Here is a 16181-nt window from a genome sequence, read left to right on the forward strand (position 1 = left end):
GGGGAATCCGTGGAACGGGAAATCAGGCGCTGCGGATCAGTAGTCGTCCCGGTTGCGGCGGCTGGCCAGCACGATGAGCGCGGTAATGGCGGCACCGGCGGCCGCTGCCAGCAGCACCGAGCGCACCGGCTGGTCGGAGATGTAGCGGCCGGTGACGTCGGCAGCCTGCTCGATGCGGCGCTGCGCACGGGCGCTGGTGGTCGACGCGGCGTCCAGGCCACGCTGTACGGCCTGCTGCACGCGGGCTGCCAGTTGCTCGACGGCCGGTTCGGCGTCGCGGCGAAGGTCGCGGACCTTTTCGCCCGCCGCATTCACCGCGTTCTGTGCATAGGCGCGGGTGGATTCGACCGCGTCGTTGGCGGTCTGGCGCGCTTCGTCGGCGAGTTGCGAGGGAGTCTTGGTCGTGTTCATGTGAAAGTCCTTTTCGGGAAGATGAAATGCGGGAGCCTGTGGATCGTAACTACGCTACTTGCGTCGAAGCAAGCCGGCTAGGAAGCTGGCAATGGCAAGCACGGCGAAGATCACGAAAAGGATCTTGGCAATACCGACTGCGCTGGCGGCGATGCCGCCGAAACCGAACAGGGCGGCGATCAGCGCGATGACCAGAAACACCACGGCGTAATGCAACATGCGGAACTCCTTCGAGGTGGCCCTCGTTGTCTTGATGAACAGCCCTTCCGGGGCTTCACAAGGAAGAACCGGAGGGCTTAGGAGCAACCTTAAGTGGGGGGCCGCGCGGGACCTGTCAGCGGTCGGGGACGGGGTGCGTAGGAGATGGCCGAGTCACCCGACGCGGGTCTGTGAAGGAGTACCGGTCAGACGGTCGGCTTGACGACGGGAAGCATGGCGCTCAGGCGCGTGCCGCTGCCCGGCGTGGACGACACGGTGAGCTTGCCTCGGGCGGCCTCCACCCGGTGGCGCATGCCCGCAAGGCCGTGCGTCGAGGGGCGCACCCGGTTCACGTCGAAGCCCTTGCCGTTGTCCGCGACCTCCACGATCACGTGGTTGTCGTAGTTCTTCAGCACGATGGTGGCTTCGCTGGCCTCGGCGTACTTGCCGATGTTGGTCAGGCTCTCCTGCACCATGCGGTAGATCGTGAGCTGGTGCGATTCGTCCATCGTCACCGGCTCCAGCGCCATCTCGATCTGCAGGCCCGAGCGCTCGGCGAACTCGCGCCCCAAAATTTCCAGCGATGCCACCAGCCCCAGGTTCGACAGCGAAGATGGCCGCAGGTCTTCGATGATGCGGCGCTTCAGCGCGATGCCGCTGTTGAGCAGCTCGGTCAGATGCTGCAGCCGCTGGATGGCGTCGGGCGCCTCCACCAGCCGCGACTTGAGCCGCGCCACGTCGAGCTTGGCGGCGGTGAGCAGCGAGCCCAGCTCGTCGTGCAGCTCGCGCGCCAGGTAGCCGCGCTCGGTTTCGCGCACGTCCTGCAGATGGGTGGCCAATTCGGCCAGCGAGGCGGTGCGCTCGCGCACTTCGTCTTCGAGGGCGTTGCGCTCGCGCTGCAAGGCCTCCTGCTGGCGCTCGCCGATTGAACGCAGCGCATGCGTCTGCCGCAGGTAGAGAAAGAAGGCGATCAGCGCGGCCAGGGCCACGATGGCGGTGCCGATGCGGGCCAGTTGCAGCGATTTGAGCACCTGCACCTGGCTTTCGTGCAGGGTGGCGTTGCTGATCTTCACCAGCTCGCCCGCCGTGGCGCGGATGGCGTCCATTTCCTCGCGCCCGACGTCGGTCGTGATGACGAACTTCCAGGCGTCTTCCTTGCCGTCCTGGCGCAGCCGCACGCTCATGTCCATCTCGGCGATCTTGCGCAGCACGTGCTTGGACAGCTCGGCCATCTGGGTGAGCTCGGTCGGCCGGTCGGCGTACAGCCGGCGCAGGTTCGCCAGGTGGCCGTCGACCTGCTTGACCGCCATGTCGTAGGGTTGCCGGTAGCTGGCCTCGCCGGTCAGCAGGTAGCCGCGCTGGCCGGTTTCGGCATCGAGCATGCTCTGCAAAATCTGGTTGAGCGTGCCACGCACCTGCTGGGCCTCGTTGATGTCGGCCAGGGCGCGGCTCGACTGCCGGTAGCCGGCCTCGTTGATGCCGACAAGCGCCAGCGCAGCCAGTGCCGCGAGCAGCAGGCTCACGGCCATTTTTGGAGGGGCTAACCAGTGCATGAAACTTTCAAAGATGCTTTCAACGCAAGTTCGTGAATAATTGACAACAATCAGGGACCGGCATGTTGCGGCCTTCATGCGCGCAACACAACGACGAAAGTAACAGATGATCAAAATTGGAATTGTGGACGACCACGCCATCGTGCGATCGGGCCTCCGGCAGTTCTTCTCCGAGCACGTGGACCTGCGCGTGGCGGGTGAAGCAGCCAGCGGCCGCGAAGCCATCGAACTGGTGCGCACCACGGAGCTGGACGTGCTGGTCATGGACCTTTCGATGCCGGGGCAGAGCGGCATCGACGCGCTGGCCATGATCCGCGCCAAGGCGCCGGACGTGGGCATCCTGATCCTGAGCGGCTACCCGGAAGAACACTACGCGATGAACCTGATCCGTCAGGGCGCGAGCGGCTACCTGAACAAGGAATGCGATCCCATCGAGATCGTCAACGCCATTCGCACCATCTCGCTGGGCCGCCGCTACATCACGCCCGCCGTGGCCGAACTGCTGGCCCGCCAGCTCGACCGCAAGGACGACGCGGCACCGCACGAGCAACTGTCGGAGCGCGAGTTCCAGGTGTTCCTGAAGCTGGCCAAGGGCGAAACCGCCGGCGACATCGCCAAGACGCTGTCGCTTTCGGTGAAGACGGTGAGCACCTACCGCACGCGCCTGATGGAAAAAATGAACCTCTCGTCGAACAGCGACCTGACGTACTACGCGCTGAAGAACAAGCTGATCGACTGAAAAACGCATGAGGGTGGCGCGGGGGAGGGGGCCGGTTGCGGCTGCTTCTTCAGCCTGCCTTGGGCGCGGGGCGCAAGGCCTCGGCCTGCGCGATGCAGAAGTCGACCAGTGCGTCGATTTCGTTCGACTTGTCGAACACCGCGTCGACCCCGAACTCGGCGCAGCGCCGGCGGATGTCGGGCGTAGCGTAGTTGCTGAGCACTACCACCTTCTGGGCCGGATTGCGTGCCTGGCAGGCCTGCAGCACACCCAGGCCGCTGCCCTGCTTGAGGAAGAGATCGACGATGGCCAAGTCCCATTCGGCGCCGTGGCCGAGCAGCCATTCGCGAGCGTGGTCTTCGGTCTCGGCGAAGCCGACGACCGTGGTGCAGGTGAGCTCTTCCAGCGTGCCAATGAGGTTTTCACGGATCGTGAGGTTGTCTTCGACGACGTATGTCTGCAATCTGGAATCCATGCCGAACCGCGCTTCCTCTGACGTTGACAGGTGCACCCGAAGCGCCCCGCTGGGGGAATGCCTGCACATGGACACTGCGGCTTTCCCGTTGCGCATCATGCAGGGTTCGTGGGCCGGGCGTTGTAGGCGGGTTCCGACGCATGCACCGACGGGTGTGCATTCGTAGGCAATGCCGCACGGTTTGTGCGGTCCCTTGCCGACCCGGCAGTCGCAACCGTTGAGGTATCTACTTGAACATGGCAACGCACATCTTTCGCACCCGGCCGCTCTGGCAGAAGTTGCTGGCGTCCTTCGTGCTGCTGCTCGCCGCGCTTCTGGTCGCGCTGGTCTTCTTTCCCTGGGACGTGCTGCGCGAGCCGGTCAACCGCTACGTGAGCGAGAAGACGGGACGCAAGTTCGAGATCACGCGCAAGCTCGACGTCGACCTGGGCTGGCGCACGGCCACCGTCAAGTTCGATGGCATCGAATTCGCCAACCCCTCCTGGGCACGCGACCCCTACCTTGTAAAGGCCGACCGCGCCGAGTTCGACATCCGCATCTGGCCGCTGATCGGCAGCAAGATCGTCATGCCGCGCCTGTCGCTCTTTTCACCCACGCTCGGCCTGCAGATGGAAGAAGACGGGCGCCGCACCTGGGCGTTCGGCAAGGACACTTCCGATTCGGGCACCGTGCCGAGCATCGGGCTCATCCAGGTCGACACCGGGGCGGTCGATTTCCTCGCCAAGCACTTGGGCGTCGACTTGCATGCCGACCTGAGCTACGACAGCAACCGCGGTGAATTGCCGCTCAGCTACCGCATCAAGGGCCGCTACAGGGGCCAGCCGCTGACCGCCAACGGCCGCACCGGCAACGTGCTGCAGATCAATGCCGCTGGCGCGCCGCCGTTCCCGATGGAGATCACCGCCGCGGCCGGGCAGACGCAGCTCAAGGCCTCGGGCACCGTGGCCGAGCTGTCGGGGCTCGACGGCATCGACGCCAAGTTCGAGCTCAAGGGGCAGACGCTGGGCGCGCTGTTCCCGCTGCTGGGCATCGCGCTGCCGCAAACCTCGCCGTATGCGCTCAGCGGTAACCTGGGCAAGCGCGGCAAGCTTTGGACCGTGGCGGGCCTCAAGGGCAAGCTGGGCCTGTCCGACATTGCCGGCGACATGCGTTTCGACCAGGCCGGACGCCTGCCGCACCTGGCGGGCGACCTGCGCTCGAAGGTCATGGACATGGACGACCTCGGCCCGCTGATCGGCCTGCCGCCCACGGCGCGCACGGCCAACGCGGTGGAGGGCGTGGCCCCGCCGCCGACCATCACGCAGGTCAAGCGGCCGGCGGGCGGCAAGGTGCTGCCCACGGCGCCGCTCGATTTCGAACGCCTGCGCGCCATGAATGCCGACGTGAAGTACACGGCCGACCGCATCCGCAACGTGCGCGAGGTTCCGCTCGACCGGGGCAGCGTGCAGGTCAAACTGAACGATGGCGTGCTCACGCTCGATCCGCTCGACCTGGGCGTGGGCGGCGGCAAGCTGGTGGGCGCCATCCGCATCGACGCGGCAAAGAACCCGGCGGACATCCGTGCCTCGCTCGACCTGCGCGGCATGCAGCTGGCGCGCCTGTTCCCCAAGCTCGAAACCACGGGCAACAGCGTGGGCCGGCTCGACGGCCGGCTCAACCTGTCGGGGCCGGGCAGCTCGGTGGCCAACTGGCTCGGCGGTGCCTCGGGCGATGTGGCGGTGCTGTCGGGACGCGGCCAGTTCGGCAACCTGCTGCCGGTGTTCGCGACGCTGGTGGGAGGCGACATCATCAAGTTCCTGCTGCGCGGCGACCGCAACATCGAGTTGCGTTGCGCGGCCATCGCCTTCGACGTGAACAAGGGCCTGATGACCGGGCGCACGCTGGTGGTGGACACGACCAACGCCGTGTTCGTCGCCACCGGCCAGGCCAGCCTGGCCAATGAAACGCTGGACTTCGTGGTTCACCCGGAGCCCAAGAGCAAGAACATCCTGTCGATTCGAACGCCGCTGGTGGTCAGCGGTACTTTCGGCGACCCGAAGGGCGGCGTGGAGATCGCGCCGCTGGCGGGCCGGGGCCTTGCGGCACTGGCGCTGGGCGCCATCAATCCGCTGCTGGCGCTGGCCGCGACCATCGAGACCGGGCCGGGCCAGGATTCGGATTGCAAGGGCGTGCTGGCGGATGCGAACCAGCCGACGGCCGGGGCTGCCGCCAATGGTGCCGCGAGGGCAAAGGGCGCGCGCCAGCCCTGAAAAAGCCGGGCGAGGGGGGGTTAGGTCAGCCGCCTGGGCGTTGCGCGCAGACGCTGCAGTGCGGGTCGCGCGCCACGCGCAGCGTGTCGAAGGCCGTGCTGCGGCCATCGAACATCAGCAGCTTGCCCGCCAGCGACGGGCCGATGCCGGCAAGCAGCTTGAGTGCTTCGCTGGCCTGCAGGGTGCCGATGGTGCCGACCACGGGGCCGAACACGCCCAGCACCGCACAGCGCGTTTCTTCAAACGCCGCGTCGGGTGGGAACAGGCAGGCGTAGCAGGGAGAGGTGGCATCGCGCGTGTCGTACACGCTCAACTGGCCGTCGAAACGGATCGCCGCCCCCGCCACCAGCGGCTTGGCATGCGCGACGCAGGCGCGGTTCACGGCATGGCGGGTGGCGAAGTTGTCGCAGCAGTCGATCACCACGTCGGCCGCCGCGACCAGGCGCGACAGCAGTGCCTCGTCGGCGCGCAGGGCGTGGGTTTCGATGGCGATGCCGGGGTTGATGTCGCGCATCGCCTGTGCGGCCGATTCGACCTTCGGGCTGCCGACGCGCGCATGGGTGTGGGCCACCTGGCGCTGCAGGTTGGTAAGGTCGACCTCGTCGTCGTCCACCAGCGTGATGTGGCCGACGCCGGCGGCTGCCAGGTACAGCGCGACGGGTGAGCCCAGTCCGCCCGCGCCGATGACCAATGCGTGGCCGGCACCGACGCGCGCTTGCCCGTCGATGCCGAATTCTTCAAGCAGGATGTGGCGCGAATAGCGCAGCAGGTCGTGGTCGTCCATGCGCGCTCCGGGCCTCGCGAATGACGGAATGAAGAAGCAACCAAGCCGTGTTGCCGGCGCGAACCGCACTGCGCGTGCGGTTCGCGGCCGGGTCAACGGCTTCAGTTTTCCTTCTTCTCGTCCTTGTTGTCGACGATGACCTGCGTCTTGCTGACCAGCACCGGCTGGCCCTTCAGGCGGTTGAGCGCCTGCACCAGCGGGAAGTCCTTGTCGGTGCCGAACTCGGGCACCTTGCGGTCTTGCGGTGGCTTCTTGGCCTCTTCCTCGAGGCGCTTGCGGGCTTCGTCGCGGGCCTTTTCGCGTTCAGGGTCCTTGGTCTCGGGGCCCTGGCCGCTGGCCAGGTGCTTTTCAAGGTCGGCTTCCCGCATGCGCAGGGCGGCAAACGGGCTGCCTTCGGCGCTTTCGTCGACCAGCACGTTGGGCACGATGCCCTTGGCCTGGATCGAGGTGCCGCTCGGCGTGTAGTAGCGCGCCGTGGTGATCTTCAGGCCGGTATCGGGGCCCAAGGGGCGCACCGTTTGCACCGAGCCCTTGCCGAAGGTCTGGCTGCCCATGACGACGCCGCGCTTGTGGTCCTGCAGGGCGCCGGCCACGATTTCGCTCGCGGAGGCCGAGCCTTCGTTCACCAGCACCACCAGGGGCACGGTCTTCAGGGCCGCTGGCAGGTTGCGCAACGGGTCGCTGCCGGAGCGGCGCTGGTAGTACTCGGGCGCGGCCTTGTAGACCGACTTGCTTTCGGCCAGCTGGCCGTCGGTGGTGACCACCGTCACGTTTTCGGGCAGGAAGGCCGAAGACACCGCCACCGCCGCGTCTAGCAGGCCGCCCGGGTCGTTGCGCAGGTCGAGCACCAGGCCCTTGAGGTTCGGGTCTTCCTTGTACAGCTCTTCGATCTTCTTGACGAAGTCGTCGACCGTGCGTTCCTGGAACTGCGACAGCCGGATCCAGCCGTAGCCCGGCTCGATCATCTTGCCGCGGACCGACTGCGTGCGAATTTCCTCGCGCGTGATCGTGACCGGGAAGGTGCGGCTCTCGTCCTTGCGGAAGATGGTCAGCAGCACCTTGGTGTTGGCTTCGCCGCGCATGCGCTTGACCGCTTCGTTCAGCGACAGGCCGCGCACGGCCGTGTCGTCGATCTTGGTGATCAGGTCATTGGGCTTCAGGCCGGCACGGAAGGCCGGGGAGCCTTCGATGGGCGAAACGACCTTGATGAGGCCGTCTTCCTGGGAAATCTCGATGCCCACGCCGACGAAGCGGCCGGTGGTGCCTTCCCGGAATTCCTTGAAGGACTTCTTGTCGAAGTACTGGGAATGCGGGTCGAGCCCGGACACCATGCCGGAGATGGCATCGGAAATGAGCTTTTTCTCGTCGACTGGTTCGACGTAGTCGCTCTTGACCATGCCGAACACGGCAGCGAGCTGCTGCAATTCCTCGAGGGGAAGCGGCGCAAGCGAACCGCGTGCGACCGTCTGCAACGAGACGGTGGTCAAGACGCCTGCAACGGCGCCGGCGGCGACCCAGCCGGTGATCTTCAGTTTCTGGCCCATCATGAGTGATTGTCCTTGTCGGCGGCTGTCGAACCAATATACACAGCTTGGAAGCAAATTGTTTGCCGGGGTTCCACGGGGGAGCGGCAAACGAGGGTTTCTTTCAGCCTTTGCCTTGCGAGGCCACCGCTGCGGCGGCCTTTTCGGCGGCTGCGGCATCGCCGAGGTAGTAGTGGCGCAGGGGCTTGAGATCGTCGTCCAGTTCGTAGACCAGCGGAATGCCGTTCGGGATGTTCAGGCCGACGATGGCGTCGTCGGAGATGCCGTCCAGGTACTTCACCAGCGCCCGGATCGAGTTGCCGTGGGCCGCCACGACCAGGCGGCGCCCGGTGCGGATGGCCGGCGCCATCGATTCGTTCCAGAACGGCAGCACGCGTGCCACCGTATCTTTCAGGCATTCGGTGAGCGGAATCTGCTCGGGCGACAGCTTGGCGTAGCGCACGTCGCCGCGCTCGCTGCGCGGGTCGTCGGCTTCCAGCGGCGGGGGCGGGGTGCCGTAGCTGCGGCGCCAGACCAGCACCTGCTCGTCGCCGTACTTCTTGGCGGTTTCGGCCTTGTTCAGGCCTTGCAGGCCGCCGTAGTGGCGCTCGTTCAGGCGCCACGAGTGCACCACCGGCAGCCAGGTGCGGTCGAGCTCGTCGAGCGTGTGCCAGAGCGTGCGGGTGGCGCGCTTGAGCACGCTCGTGTAGGCGACGTCGAAGTCGTAGCCCTCGGCCTTGAGCAGCCGGCCGGCCTGCTTGGCCTGGGCCACGCCGGTCTCGGTCAGGTCGACGTCCGTCCATCCGGTGAAGCGGTTTTCGAGATTCCAGGTCGATTCGCCGTGACGGATCAGTACCAGTTTGTGCATGTGGGAGGCCTTTGGCTGCGCTTGCGAAACCTCGCATTCTAAAATCCCCGGTTTGCCATTCAAGGAACCCCCGTGAAATTGATCGAATTCGTCACCACGAACTGGATGCTGATCCTGATCGCGCTCAGCTCCGGTGCCATGCTGGCGTGGCCCCTGGTGCGCGGAGCGGGCGGTGGAACGCTCACGGCGCAGGGTGCCGTGCAGCTCATCAACCGCGAGCGCGCCGTGCTGGTCGACGTGCGCGAGGCGGAAGAATTCGCCACCGGCCACATGATCGGCGCGAAGAACGTCCCGCTGAACCAGCTGGAAGAAAAACTGGCAGCTGCCGTCAAGAACAAGAACGTGCCCCTGCTGCTGGTGTGTGCCACCGGAGCCCGCGCCCAGCGCGCCGTTGCCGTGGCCAAGAAGCTCGGTTACGAGCAGGCCCAAGCGGTCGCCGGCGGGCTCAAGGCCTGGAAAGAAGCTAACCTGCCGGTTGAAAAGGCCTGAAGCTTCCCAAGGTAAAGAGCATGCAAGCAGTCAAGATGTACACCACCGCCGTTTGCCCCTACTGCACGCGTGCGAAACAAATCCTCAAGTCCAAGGGGGTCGAGCAGATCGAAGAGATCCGCATCGACACCGACCCGCAGGCCCGCAACACCATGATGGAGATCACCCAGCGCCGCACGGTGCCGCAGATCTTCATCGGCGACACCCATGTCGGCGGCTGCGACGACCTGATGGCGCTCGACAGCCGCGGCGGCCTCGTCCCGCTGCTTCAGAGCGCCTGAAACACAAAGCAACCGCCGTCACGAAAGTGATCCGGCGGTAGGGCGATAATCCCTTGCTCATTCATCTGCAGCCCGCTGCGGGAACCTCTCCCCGGCGGGCATTGTTTTGATCCTCGAAAGTTCAGCCATGGCCGACCAGCAAGCCCAAGATCCCGTTTTCCAGATCCAGCGCGTCTACCTCAAGGACCTGTCGCTCGAACAACCCAATTCGCCCGCGATCCTGCTGGAGCAGGAGCAGCCCACCGTCGACATCCAGCTCGGCGTGGACGCCCAGCCCGTGACCGATGGCATCTTCGAGATCACCGTGTCGGCCACCGTGCAGACCAAGATCGGCGAGAAGACCGTGTTCCTGGTCGAAGCGAAGCAAGCCGGCATCTTTGAAATCCGCAACCTGCCGGAAGACCAGATGGGCCCGATCCTGGGCATCGCCTGCCCGCAGATCGTCTACCCGTACCTGCGCGGCAACGTGGCCGACGTCATCCAGCGCGGCGGCTTCCCGCCCGTGCACCTCGCCGAAATCAACTTCCAGGCGATGTATGAACAGCAGCAGGCGCAGGCCGCCGGCCAAGCCGCTCCCACCCTCGCCCAGTAAACCGGCACGACGCCGCCAACGCCGATGAAGATCTGCGTTCATGGCGCCGGTGCCTGGGGCACGGCCGTCGCGGTCAACGCGGCGGCCCGCCACGAGGTCACGCTCTGGGCGCGCGACAGCGCCCAGGCCGATGCCATATCGGCCGCGCGTGAAAACACCCGCTACCTTCCCGGGCTGGCGCTGCCGGCCTCGCTGGCCGTGCGCGCCGGCGACATCCGGCAGGCACAGGCCGGTGCCGATCTCGTCATCGTGGCCACGCCCATGGCCGCCCTGCGCGAACAACTCATTGCACTGCGCGGCACCACCGCCGCGCCGGTGGCATGGCTGTGCAAGGGCGTCGAGCCCGCGCTCGACACATCTCCCCATTCCTTCGGCCTGCTCGCCCACGAAATATGGGCCCAGGTCGCTCCCGATTTAAGAGCGGGCGTGCTCAGCGGCCCCAGCTTTGCGCAAGAGGTCGCCGAAGGGCGCCCGACCGCGCTGGTGGCCGCCAGCCCGCACGCGGCGGTGCGCGATGCGCTGGTCGATGCCTTCCACGGCCCGGCGCTGCGCGTCTACGCCAACGACGACATCGTGGGCGTCGAGGTCGGCGGCGCGGTCAAGAACGTTCTGGCCATTGCCACCGGCCTGTGCGACGGCCTTGCGCTCGGGCTCAATGCCCGCGCGGCGCTCATCACGCGCGGCCTGGCCGAAATGACACGCTTCGGTCTTGCGCTCGGTGCGCGCGCCGAGACCTTCATGGGCCTTTCGGGCCTCGGCGATCTGGTGCTTACCTCCACCGGCGACCTGTCGCGCAACCGCAAGGTCGGCCTGCTGCTGGCTCAGGGCCAGACGCTGGCGCAGGCCGTCGCCTCGCTGGGCCATGTGGCCGAAGGCGTGTACTGTGCCCGCACCGTGGTGCAGCGCGCCCGTGGCCTGGGGCTCGAAATGCCCATCGCCGAAGGCGTGGTGGCGTTGCTCGACGGCCGCGTGAGCCCGAAAGACGCCGTGGCCGCGCTCACCGGCCGAGACCCGGTGCCCGAATCGGTTCAGCCCGGCGCCGCCGCGGCGAACCCCCGCCATTTCCCCTGACAAGACTGCTGTAGAGACAAAAAGAGCCATGAGCCTTCGCTTTGATTTTTCTGCGTCGGCCGTGGCCGCGCTGGCCCTCGCCGATGCCACGCGGGCATTGCAGGAAGACGTTGCCGACGGCGACCTCACCGCCTCGCTGGTAGCGCCCGATCGCCGCGCCCGTGCTCGCGTGCTGGCACGCGAATCCGCCGTGCTGTGCGGCGCGCCCTGGGTCGAGGCCACGCTGCGGCAGCTCGATCCGCAGGTCCGCATCACCTGGCTGTGCGGCGAAGGCGAGCGCTGCGCCGCCGACCAGACCGTGCTGGAAATCGAAGGCGCTGCCCGCGGGCTGCTGACCGCCGAGCGCACCTCGCTGAACTTCCTGCAATTGCTGAGTGCCGTCGCCACCAAGACGGCCCTGTACGCCGATGCCATCCAGGGCACCCGGGCCCGCATCGTCGATACGCGCAAGACCCTGCCGGGCCTGCGCCTGGCGCAGAAGTACGCCGTGCGCACCGGCGGCGGCCTGAACCACCGCATCGGCCTTTATGACGCGGTGCTCATCAAGGAAAACCACATCGCCGCAGCCGGTGGCGTGTCCGCGGCCTTGCGTGCGGTGGCGCCCGTGGCGGCGCAAGCGGCTTTTGTCGAGGTCGAGGTCGAAACGCTGGCCCAACTGAGCGAAGCGCTGGAAGCCGGCGCGCGCATGGTGCTGCTCGACAACATGGACCTGCCCACGCTGCGCGAAGCCGTTCGCATCAACGACGAAGCGGGCAATGACCGCAAGGCCGTGCTCGAGATTTCTGGCGGCGTCACACTCGACGGCCTGCGCGCCCTGGCCGACACCGGTGTCGACCGCATCTCGGTCGGCGCGTTGACCAAGGACGTGAAAGCCATCGATTTCTCGATGCGTTTCCAGGAAGGCTGATTTCGGCATGGCGTCTTCTTCTCTCGTCATCGATGTCGACTACGAACAGCCCGCGATGCTGCAGGGCGCCGTGTGCGACACGCGCCATGCCTGGGCCCGCGTGCCGCCCGAGCCGTTGCCCGACGAACGCATTGCGCTGAAGGAGCGCATTCGCCGCCTGCTGCGCGAGCGCAATGCCGTGATGGTGTCGCACTTCTACGTGCACCCCGACCTGCAGGACCTGGCCGAGGAAACCGGCGGCATCGTGAGCGATTCGCTCGAGATGGCGCGCTTCGGCCGCGACCACGCCGCGCAGACGCTGGTGGTGTCGGGCGTGCGCTTCATGGGCGAGACCTCGAAGATTCTTTCGCCCGAAAAGCGCGTGCTGATGCCCGACCTGGACGCCAATTGCTCGCTCGACCTGGGCTGCCCGGTCGACGAATTCAGCGCCTTCTGCGACCAGCACCCCGACCGCACCGTGGTCGTCTACGCCAACACCAGCGCGGCCGTGAAGGCGCGGGCCGACTGGCTGGTCACTTCGAGTTGCGCGCTCGACGTGGTGAACGCGCTGCATGCTGCTGGCCAGAAGATTCTGTGGGGCCCCGACCGCCACCTGGGCGACTACATCCAGCGCCAGACCGGCGCCGACATGGTCAGCTGGAACGGCGCCTGCATCGTGCACGACGAGTTCAAGGCGCTGGAACTGGAACTGCTGAAGAAGGACCACCCAAAGGCCAAGGTGCTGGTGCACCCTGAGTCTCCCGCCGACGTGATTGCGTTGGCCGATGCGGTCGGCTCGACCTCGGCGATCCTGAACGCGGCGCAACGCATGGACGCGACCGAATTCATCGTCGCCACCGACACCGGCATGCTGCACAAGCTGCGCACGCTGAACCCCGGCAAGACCTTCATCGAAGCGCCGACGGCGGGGAATGGCGGCACCTGCAAAAGCTGCGCGCATTGCCCCTGGATGGCGATGAACGGGCTGGTGGAGCTGGCGAATGCGTTGGAGACGGGCGCGGGGGAAATCCACGTTGATCCGAAGCTGGGCCTGCGCGCGCGGGTGCCGATCGATCGGATGCTGGCGTTCACGGCGGGGTTGAAGAATGGGCAGGCGCCGGGAAGCCTGGTAGCGGGCATCGGCGCCGCCTGAGGCGTTGTCCCCTCTCCCGCTTGCGGGAGAGGGCTAGGGTGAGGGCGGCGGCCTTGCAGCATCGCGCAGCCTTTGATGCCGCTCACCCTCACCCCAAGGGGAGAGGGAGCAAAGCCTAGAACTCCAGGGTGCAGCTGTCCCCCAACGCCTCCCGCCACACCTTCACCCGCGCCAGCGACTGCCGCAAATCCGGCAGCGCCTGCGCAATGAACACGCACAGGTTCTCCAGCGTCGGCGGATGCAGCCCCGCCACGTCGTCCAGCAGGTGATGGTCCAGCTGTTCGCGCACCTCTTCCAGCCGCCGGCGCAGCAACCCCAGGTCGATCACCATGCCCGTCACCGGGTCGCGTTCGCCCGCGAGCCAGACTTCGGCGTGGTACGTGTGGCCGTGAATACGGCGGCTGCCTTCGACTTCGATCTCGCGCTTCAGCGTGTGAGCGGCGTCGAAGAAAAAGCGTTGGCTGATGGTGAAGCGCATCGTCAGGAAAAAAGAAACTCGGGAGAAACAAAAAAAGCTGCAGCTTCAGCGGATGCCGGTGATCTTGTGCGTCTGCACGCTGAGCCGCCATGCCGGCTGCCGCATGCACTCGGCAATGCACAGCTCGGTGTTGGCCAGCCGGTCGGGCCCGTCCATCGGCTGCAGGAACCGGTGCGTGAACTCGCCGGTGTGCGCCATCGCGTCGAGGTCGAATTCGGCCTGCGGCCACACCAGCTTCAGCTCCTGCCCGCGCTGCTGCACCCACAGTGCGCCGGCCTTGGGGCTGATGCACAGCCAGTCGATGCCTTCGGGCGCGGCGACCGTGCCGTTGCTCTCGACCGCGATGCGAAAGCGCCGCGCGTGCAACGCGTCGACCAGCGCCGCGTCGACCTGCAGCAGCGGTTCGCCACCCGTCAGCACCACCAGCCGATGGTCCGCATCACCCGCCGGCCATTGCGCGGCGATGGTGTCGGCGAGCAGGTCGGCGTTCTTGAACTTGCCGCCCAGCGTGCCATCGGTGCCCACGAAGTCGGTGTCGCAGAAACGGCAGATGGCGCTGGCGCGGTCTTCCTCGCGGCCGGTCCACAGGTTGCAGCCCGCAAAGCGGCAGAACACCGCCGGCATGCCGGCCTGGCCGCCTTCGCCTTGCAGCGTGTAGAAGATTTCCTTGACGCTGTAGGTCATGCGGCCGGCGCCTCGATCTCGAGGTTGTCGATCAGCCGCGTGGTGCCCAGCCGCGCGGCGGCCAGCGCCACCAGCGGTTCGCCGTGCAGGCCGAAAGAGGGCGCCTGCAGGTCGGTGCGCCGGCGCAGCACCAGGTAGTCGGGTTGCCAGCCACGCTGCGTCAGCGTCTGCATGGCGCGTGCCTCGATGGCGGCCAGGTCGCGCTCGCCCGCCTGCACGGCCGCGGCCATCGCCTTCAGCGCCTTCGACAGCTGCACGGCTTCGGCGCGTTCGCTCTCGCTCAGGTAGCCGTTGCGCGACGACAGCGCCAGCCCGTCGTCGGCGCGGAAGGTCTCGCTGCCGACGATCTCGATGGGCAGCGCAAACTGCCGCACCATGTGGCGGATCATCATCAGCTGCTGGTAGTCCTTCTTGCCGAACACCGCCACGCGCGGCTGCACGCAGGTGAAGAGCTTCATCACGACCGTGCACACGCCGATGAAGAAGCCGGGCCGGAAGTGCCCTTCGAGAATGTCGGCCAGCGCCGCGTCGGGGTGCACCTTGCAGGTCTGCGGCTCGGGGTAGAGCGCCTTCTCGTCGGGCGCGAACAGCACGTCGCAGCCGGCCGCGCTCAGCTTCTGGCAGTCGCTGTCCCAGGTGCGCGGGTAGGTGTCGAAGTCTTCGTGCGGAAGAAACTGCAGGCGGTTGACGAAGATGCTCGCCACCGTCACGTCGCCCAGCGGTTTGGCCTGCTTCACCAGCGCAATGTGGCCGTCGTGCAGGTTGCCCATGGTCGGCACGAACGCCGGGCGCTTGTACGCGGCCAGGTGTGCGCGCAGGTCGTCGATGGTGTGTGCGATGTACATGTGTCTGTCCCTTACCAGGCGTGGAGTTGATCGTCGGGGAAGCTGCCGTCCTTGACGGCCTGCACGTAGGCCTTGAGCGCGGGCAGCACGCCCGGCGCGCCGGCCATGAAGTTGCGCACGAACTTCGGCATCTTCCCGAGGTTGATGCCCAGCATGTCGTGCAACACCAGCACCTGGCCGGCAGTGGCCTTGCCGGCACCGATGCCGACGGTGGCGCAGTGTTTCAGTTCGGCCGTGAGCTCGGCCGCCAGCGCGGCCGGCACCATCTCGAGCACCAGCATGGCCGCGCCCGCGTCCTGCAGGGCGTGCGCCTGCTGCTTCAACAGCGCGCCGGCTTCATCGCCCTTGCCCTGCACGCGGTAGCCGCCCAGCGCATGCACGGTCTGCGGCGTCAGGCCCAGGTGCGCGCAGACCGGAATGCCGCGTTCGACCAGGAAGTGCACCGTCTCGGTGGTCCAGCCGCCGCCTTCGAGCTTGACCATGTGGGCGCCGGCCTGCATGAGCACGGTGGCGCTGCGCAGCGCCTGCTCGCGCGACTCCTGGTAGCTGCCGAAGGGCAGGTCGGCAATCAGCCAGGCCGTGCCCTGCACGCGGCGCAGCCCGCGCGACACGCTGTCGGTGTGATAGCGCATGGTGTCCAGGCTCACGCCCACCGTGCTGTTCAGGCCCTGGCAGACCATGCCGAGCGAATCGCCGACCAGCAGGCAGTCGATGCCCGCGGCATCGGCCATGGCGGCGAAGGTCGCGTCGTAGGCGGTGAGCATCGCGATTTTCTCGCCGCGCGCATGCATGTCGGCCAGCCGCGGCAGGCTCACGGGCTTGCGCGACGCGGGCGGCGAGGCCGGCGACAGCGTGCCGTAGGGCGTGGCGGGCGGACCGGTGTGGACAGTGGTGGCGGTGGTGGTCGACATGGTTGGGTTTCT

At 66.9% G+C, this 16181-nt stretch carries 19 protein-coding genes; 8 read left to right on the plus strand and 11 right to left on the minus strand.

Annotation, left to right across the window (positions count from 1 at the left end; translation table 11 throughout):
- Positions 1-36: 36 nt before the first annotated feature.
- The 3 genes from DBV14_RS24700 to DBV14_RS24710 all read right to left on the minus strand — a co-directional run bounded on the left by DBV14_RS24700 (position 37) and on the right by DBV14_RS24710 (position 2138).
- The gene (locus DBV14_RS24700; protein WP_124463076.1) at positions 37-411 is read right to left on the minus strand and encodes a hypothetical protein; all 375 of its coding nucleotides are present in this window, start codon (positions 409-411) and stop codon (positions 37-39) included.
- 54 nt (positions 412-465) lie between these two features.
- On the minus strand, positions 466-630 hold the full coding sequence (locus DBV14_RS24705) for a DUF1328 domain-containing protein (protein ID WP_013543146.1): 165 nt from the start codon (positions 628-630) through the stop codon (positions 466-468).
- 185 nt (positions 631-815) lie between these two features.
- Positions 816-2138, minus strand: coding sequence for a CHASE3 domain-containing protein (locus DBV14_RS24710; protein ID WP_124463121.1), 1323 nt, complete (start codon positions 2136-2138; stop codon positions 816-818).
- A gap of 130 nt (positions 2139-2268) precedes the next feature.
- Between DBV14_RS24710 and DBV14_RS24715 the strand changes: the two genes are divergently transcribed.
- Complete coding sequence (locus DBV14_RS24715; RefSeq protein WP_007837167.1) at positions 2269-2901, plus strand: response regulator transcription factor; 633 nt, start codon at positions 2269-2271, stop codon at positions 2899-2901.
- Positions 2902-2950: 49 nt separating this feature from the next.
- On the opposite strand, the gene DBV14_RS24720 is transcribed toward DBV14_RS24715, so the two are convergent.
- The gene (locus DBV14_RS24720) at positions 2951-3355 is read right to left on the minus strand and encodes a response regulator (protein ID WP_124463078.1); all 405 of its coding nucleotides are present in this window, start codon (positions 3353-3355) and stop codon (positions 2951-2953) included.
- A 236-nt stretch (positions 3356-3591) separates the two neighbouring features.
- Here DBV14_RS24720 and DBV14_RS24725 point away from each other — a divergent pair, with 236 nt between their 5' ends.
- Complete coding sequence (locus DBV14_RS24725) at positions 3592-5604, plus strand: AsmA family protein (RefSeq protein ID WP_124463080.1); 2013 nt, start codon at positions 3592-3594, stop codon at positions 5602-5604.
- A gap of 25 nt (positions 5605-5629) precedes the next feature.
- Here DBV14_RS24725 and DBV14_RS24730 read toward each other — a convergent pair whose 3' ends face one another.
- The 3 genes from DBV14_RS24730 to gpmA form a co-directional block, all read right to left on the minus strand.
- A complete protein-coding gene (locus tag DBV14_RS24730) occupies positions 5630-6388 on the minus strand; it encodes a molybdopterin-synthase adenylyltransferase MoeB (protein ID WP_124463082.1) in 759 nt (252 codons plus the stop codon).
- Between the two features lie 101 nt (positions 6389-6489).
- Positions 6490-7932: a S41 family peptidase gene (locus DBV14_RS24735; RefSeq protein WP_124463123.1), complete on the minus strand. Its 1443-nt coding sequence runs from the start codon at positions 7930-7932 to the stop codon at positions 6490-6492.
- Between the two features lie 103 nt (positions 7933-8035).
- Complete coding sequence (gene gpmA / locus DBV14_RS24740; RefSeq protein ID WP_124463084.1) at positions 8036-8779, minus strand: 2,3-diphosphoglycerate-dependent phosphoglycerate mutase; 744 nt, start codon at positions 8777-8779, stop codon at positions 8036-8038.
- Between the two features lie 81 nt (positions 8780-8860).
- On the opposite strand from gpmA, the gene DBV14_RS24745 reads away from it, so the two are divergent.
- The 6 genes from DBV14_RS24745 to nadA all read left to right on the plus strand — a co-directional run bounded on the left by DBV14_RS24745 (position 8861) and on the right by nadA (position 13251).
- Positions 8861-9268: a rhodanese-like domain-containing protein gene (locus tag DBV14_RS24745; protein ID WP_185546117.1), complete on the plus strand. Its 408-nt coding sequence runs from the start codon at positions 8861-8863 to the stop codon at positions 9266-9268.
- 20 nt (positions 9269-9288) lie between these two features.
- The gene (gene grxC / locus DBV14_RS24750; RefSeq protein WP_093058047.1) at positions 9289-9549 is read left to right on the plus strand and encodes a glutaredoxin 3; all 261 of its coding nucleotides are present in this window, start codon (positions 9289-9291) and stop codon (positions 9547-9549) included.
- 127 nt (positions 9550-9676) lie between these two features.
- Positions 9677-10141, plus strand: coding sequence for a protein-export chaperone SecB (secB, locus tag DBV14_RS24755; protein WP_124463088.1), 465 nt, complete (start codon positions 9677-9679; stop codon positions 10139-10141).
- Positions 10142-10165: 24 nt separating this feature from the next.
- Positions 10166-11212 carry an NAD(P)H-dependent glycerol-3-phosphate dehydrogenase gene (locus tag DBV14_RS24760; RefSeq protein WP_124463090.1) on the plus strand — a complete coding sequence of 349 codons (1047 nt, stop codon included), beginning with the start codon at positions 10166-10168 and terminating at the stop codon, positions 11210-11212.
- Between the two features lie 28 nt (positions 11213-11240).
- On the plus strand, positions 11241-12119 hold the full coding sequence (gene nadC, locus DBV14_RS24765; protein ID WP_124463092.1) for a carboxylating nicotinate-nucleotide diphosphorylase: 879 nt from the start codon (positions 11241-11243) through the stop codon (positions 12117-12119).
- A 7-nt stretch (positions 12120-12126) separates the two neighbouring features.
- Positions 12127-13251 carry a quinolinate synthase NadA gene (gene nadA / locus DBV14_RS24770; protein ID WP_124463094.1) on the plus strand — a complete coding sequence of 375 codons (1125 nt, stop codon included), beginning with the start codon at positions 12127-12129 and terminating at the stop codon, positions 13249-13251.
- 115 nt (positions 13252-13366) lie between these two features.
- Here the strand turns inward: nadA and DBV14_RS24775 are convergent, their stop codons facing one another.
- From DBV14_RS24775 to panB, 4 genes are read right to left on the minus strand one after another with little or no spacing between them, the layout of a single operon-like run.
- Complete coding sequence (locus DBV14_RS24775; RefSeq protein ID WP_124463095.1) at positions 13367-13729, minus strand: 6-carboxytetrahydropterin synthase; 363 nt, start codon at positions 13727-13729, stop codon at positions 13367-13369.
- A gap of 45 nt (positions 13730-13774) precedes the next feature.
- Entirely contained in the window at positions 13775-14413 is a 639-nt protein-coding gene (gene queE / locus DBV14_RS24780) for a 7-carboxy-7-deazaguanine synthase (RefSeq protein WP_124463096.1), read from the minus strand.
- Positions 14410-15258 (minus strand): pantoate--beta-alanine ligase, encoded by an 849-nt coding sequence (gene panC / locus DBV14_RS24785; RefSeq protein WP_124463098.1) that lies wholly within the window; start codon positions 15256-15258, stop codon positions 14410-14412. The genes queE and panC overlap by 4 nt, the downstream gene beginning before the upstream one ends.
- Positions 15259-15269: 11 nt before the next feature.
- The gene (panB, locus tag DBV14_RS24790) at positions 15270-16169 is read right to left on the minus strand and encodes a 3-methyl-2-oxobutanoate hydroxymethyltransferase (RefSeq protein WP_124463100.1); all 900 of its coding nucleotides are present in this window, start codon (positions 16167-16169) and stop codon (positions 15270-15272) included.
- Positions 16170-16181 lie beyond the last annotated feature (12 nt).

The sequence above is a fragment of the Variovorax sp. KBW07 genome (assembly GCF_003852515.1).
Classification (GTDB): domain Bacteria; phylum Pseudomonadota; class Gammaproteobacteria; order Burkholderiales; family Burkholderiaceae_C; genus Variovorax.

What these genes read in the sequence shown, in the direction of transcription:
- DBV14_RS24700 (WP_124463076.1), bottom strand. Translation starts at nt 411, where the DNA reads ATGAACACGACCAAGACTCCCTCGCAACTCGCCGACGAAGCGCGCCAG.
- DBV14_RS24705 (WP_013543146.1), bottom strand. Translation starts at nt 630, where the DNA reads ATGTTGCATTACGCCGTGGTGTTTCTGGTCATCGCGCTGATCGCCGCC.
- DBV14_RS24710 (WP_124463121.1), bottom strand. Translation starts at nt 2,138, where the DNA reads ATGGCCGTGAGCCTGCTGCTCGCGGCACTGGCTGCGCTGGCGCTTGTC.
- DBV14_RS24715 (WP_007837167.1), top strand. Translation starts at nt 2,269, where the DNA reads ATGATCAAAATTGGAATTGTGGACGACCACGCCATCGTGCGATCGGGC.
- DBV14_RS24720 (WP_124463078.1), bottom strand. Translation starts at nt 3,355, where the DNA reads ATGGATTCCAGATTGCAGACATACGTCGTCGAAGACAACCTCACGATC.
- DBV14_RS24725 (WP_124463080.1), top strand. Translation starts at nt 3,592, where the DNA reads ATGGCAACGCACATCTTTCGCACCCGGCCGCTCTGGCAGAAGTTGCTG.
- DBV14_RS24730 (WP_124463082.1), bottom strand. Translation starts at nt 6,388, where the DNA reads ATGGACGACCACGACCTGCTGCGCTATTCGCGCCACATCCTGCTTGAA.
- DBV14_RS24735 (WP_124463123.1), bottom strand. Translation starts at nt 7,932, where the DNA reads ATGGGCCAGAAACTGAAGATCACCGGCTGGGTCGCCGCCGGCGCCGTT.
- gpmA (WP_124463084.1), bottom strand. Translation starts at nt 8,779, where the DNA reads ATGCACAAACTGGTACTGATCCGTCACGGCGAATCGACCTGGAATCTC.
- grxC (WP_093058047.1), top strand. Translation starts at nt 9,289, where the DNA reads ATGCAAGCAGTCAAGATGTACACCACCGCCGTTTGCCCCTACTGCACG.
- secB (WP_124463088.1), top strand. Translation starts at nt 9,677, where the DNA reads ATGGCCGACCAGCAAGCCCAAGATCCCGTTTTCCAGATCCAGCGCGTC.
- DBV14_RS24760 (WP_124463090.1), top strand. Translation starts at nt 10,166, where the DNA reads ATGAAGATCTGCGTTCATGGCGCCGGTGCCTGGGGCACGGCCGTCGCG.
- nadC (WP_124463092.1), top strand. Translation starts at nt 11,241, where the DNA reads ATGAGCCTTCGCTTTGATTTTTCTGCGTCGGCCGTGGCCGCGCTGGCC.
- nadA (WP_124463094.1), top strand. Translation starts at nt 12,127, where the DNA reads ATGGCGTCTTCTTCTCTCGTCATCGATGTCGACTACGAACAGCCCGCG.
- DBV14_RS24775 (WP_124463095.1), bottom strand. Translation starts at nt 13,729, where the DNA reads ATGCGCTTCACCATCAGCCAACGCTTTTTCTTCGACGCCGCTCACACG.
- queE (WP_124463096.1), bottom strand. Translation starts at nt 14,413, where the DNA reads ATGACCTACAGCGTCAAGGAAATCTTCTACACGCTGCAAGGCGAAGGC.
- panC (WP_124463098.1), bottom strand. Translation starts at nt 15,258, where the DNA reads ATGTACATCGCACACACCATCGACGACCTGCGCGCACACCTGGCCGCG.
- panB (WP_124463100.1), bottom strand. Translation starts at nt 16,169, where the DNA reads ATGTCGACCACCACCGCCACCACTGTCCACACCGGTCCGCCCGCCACG.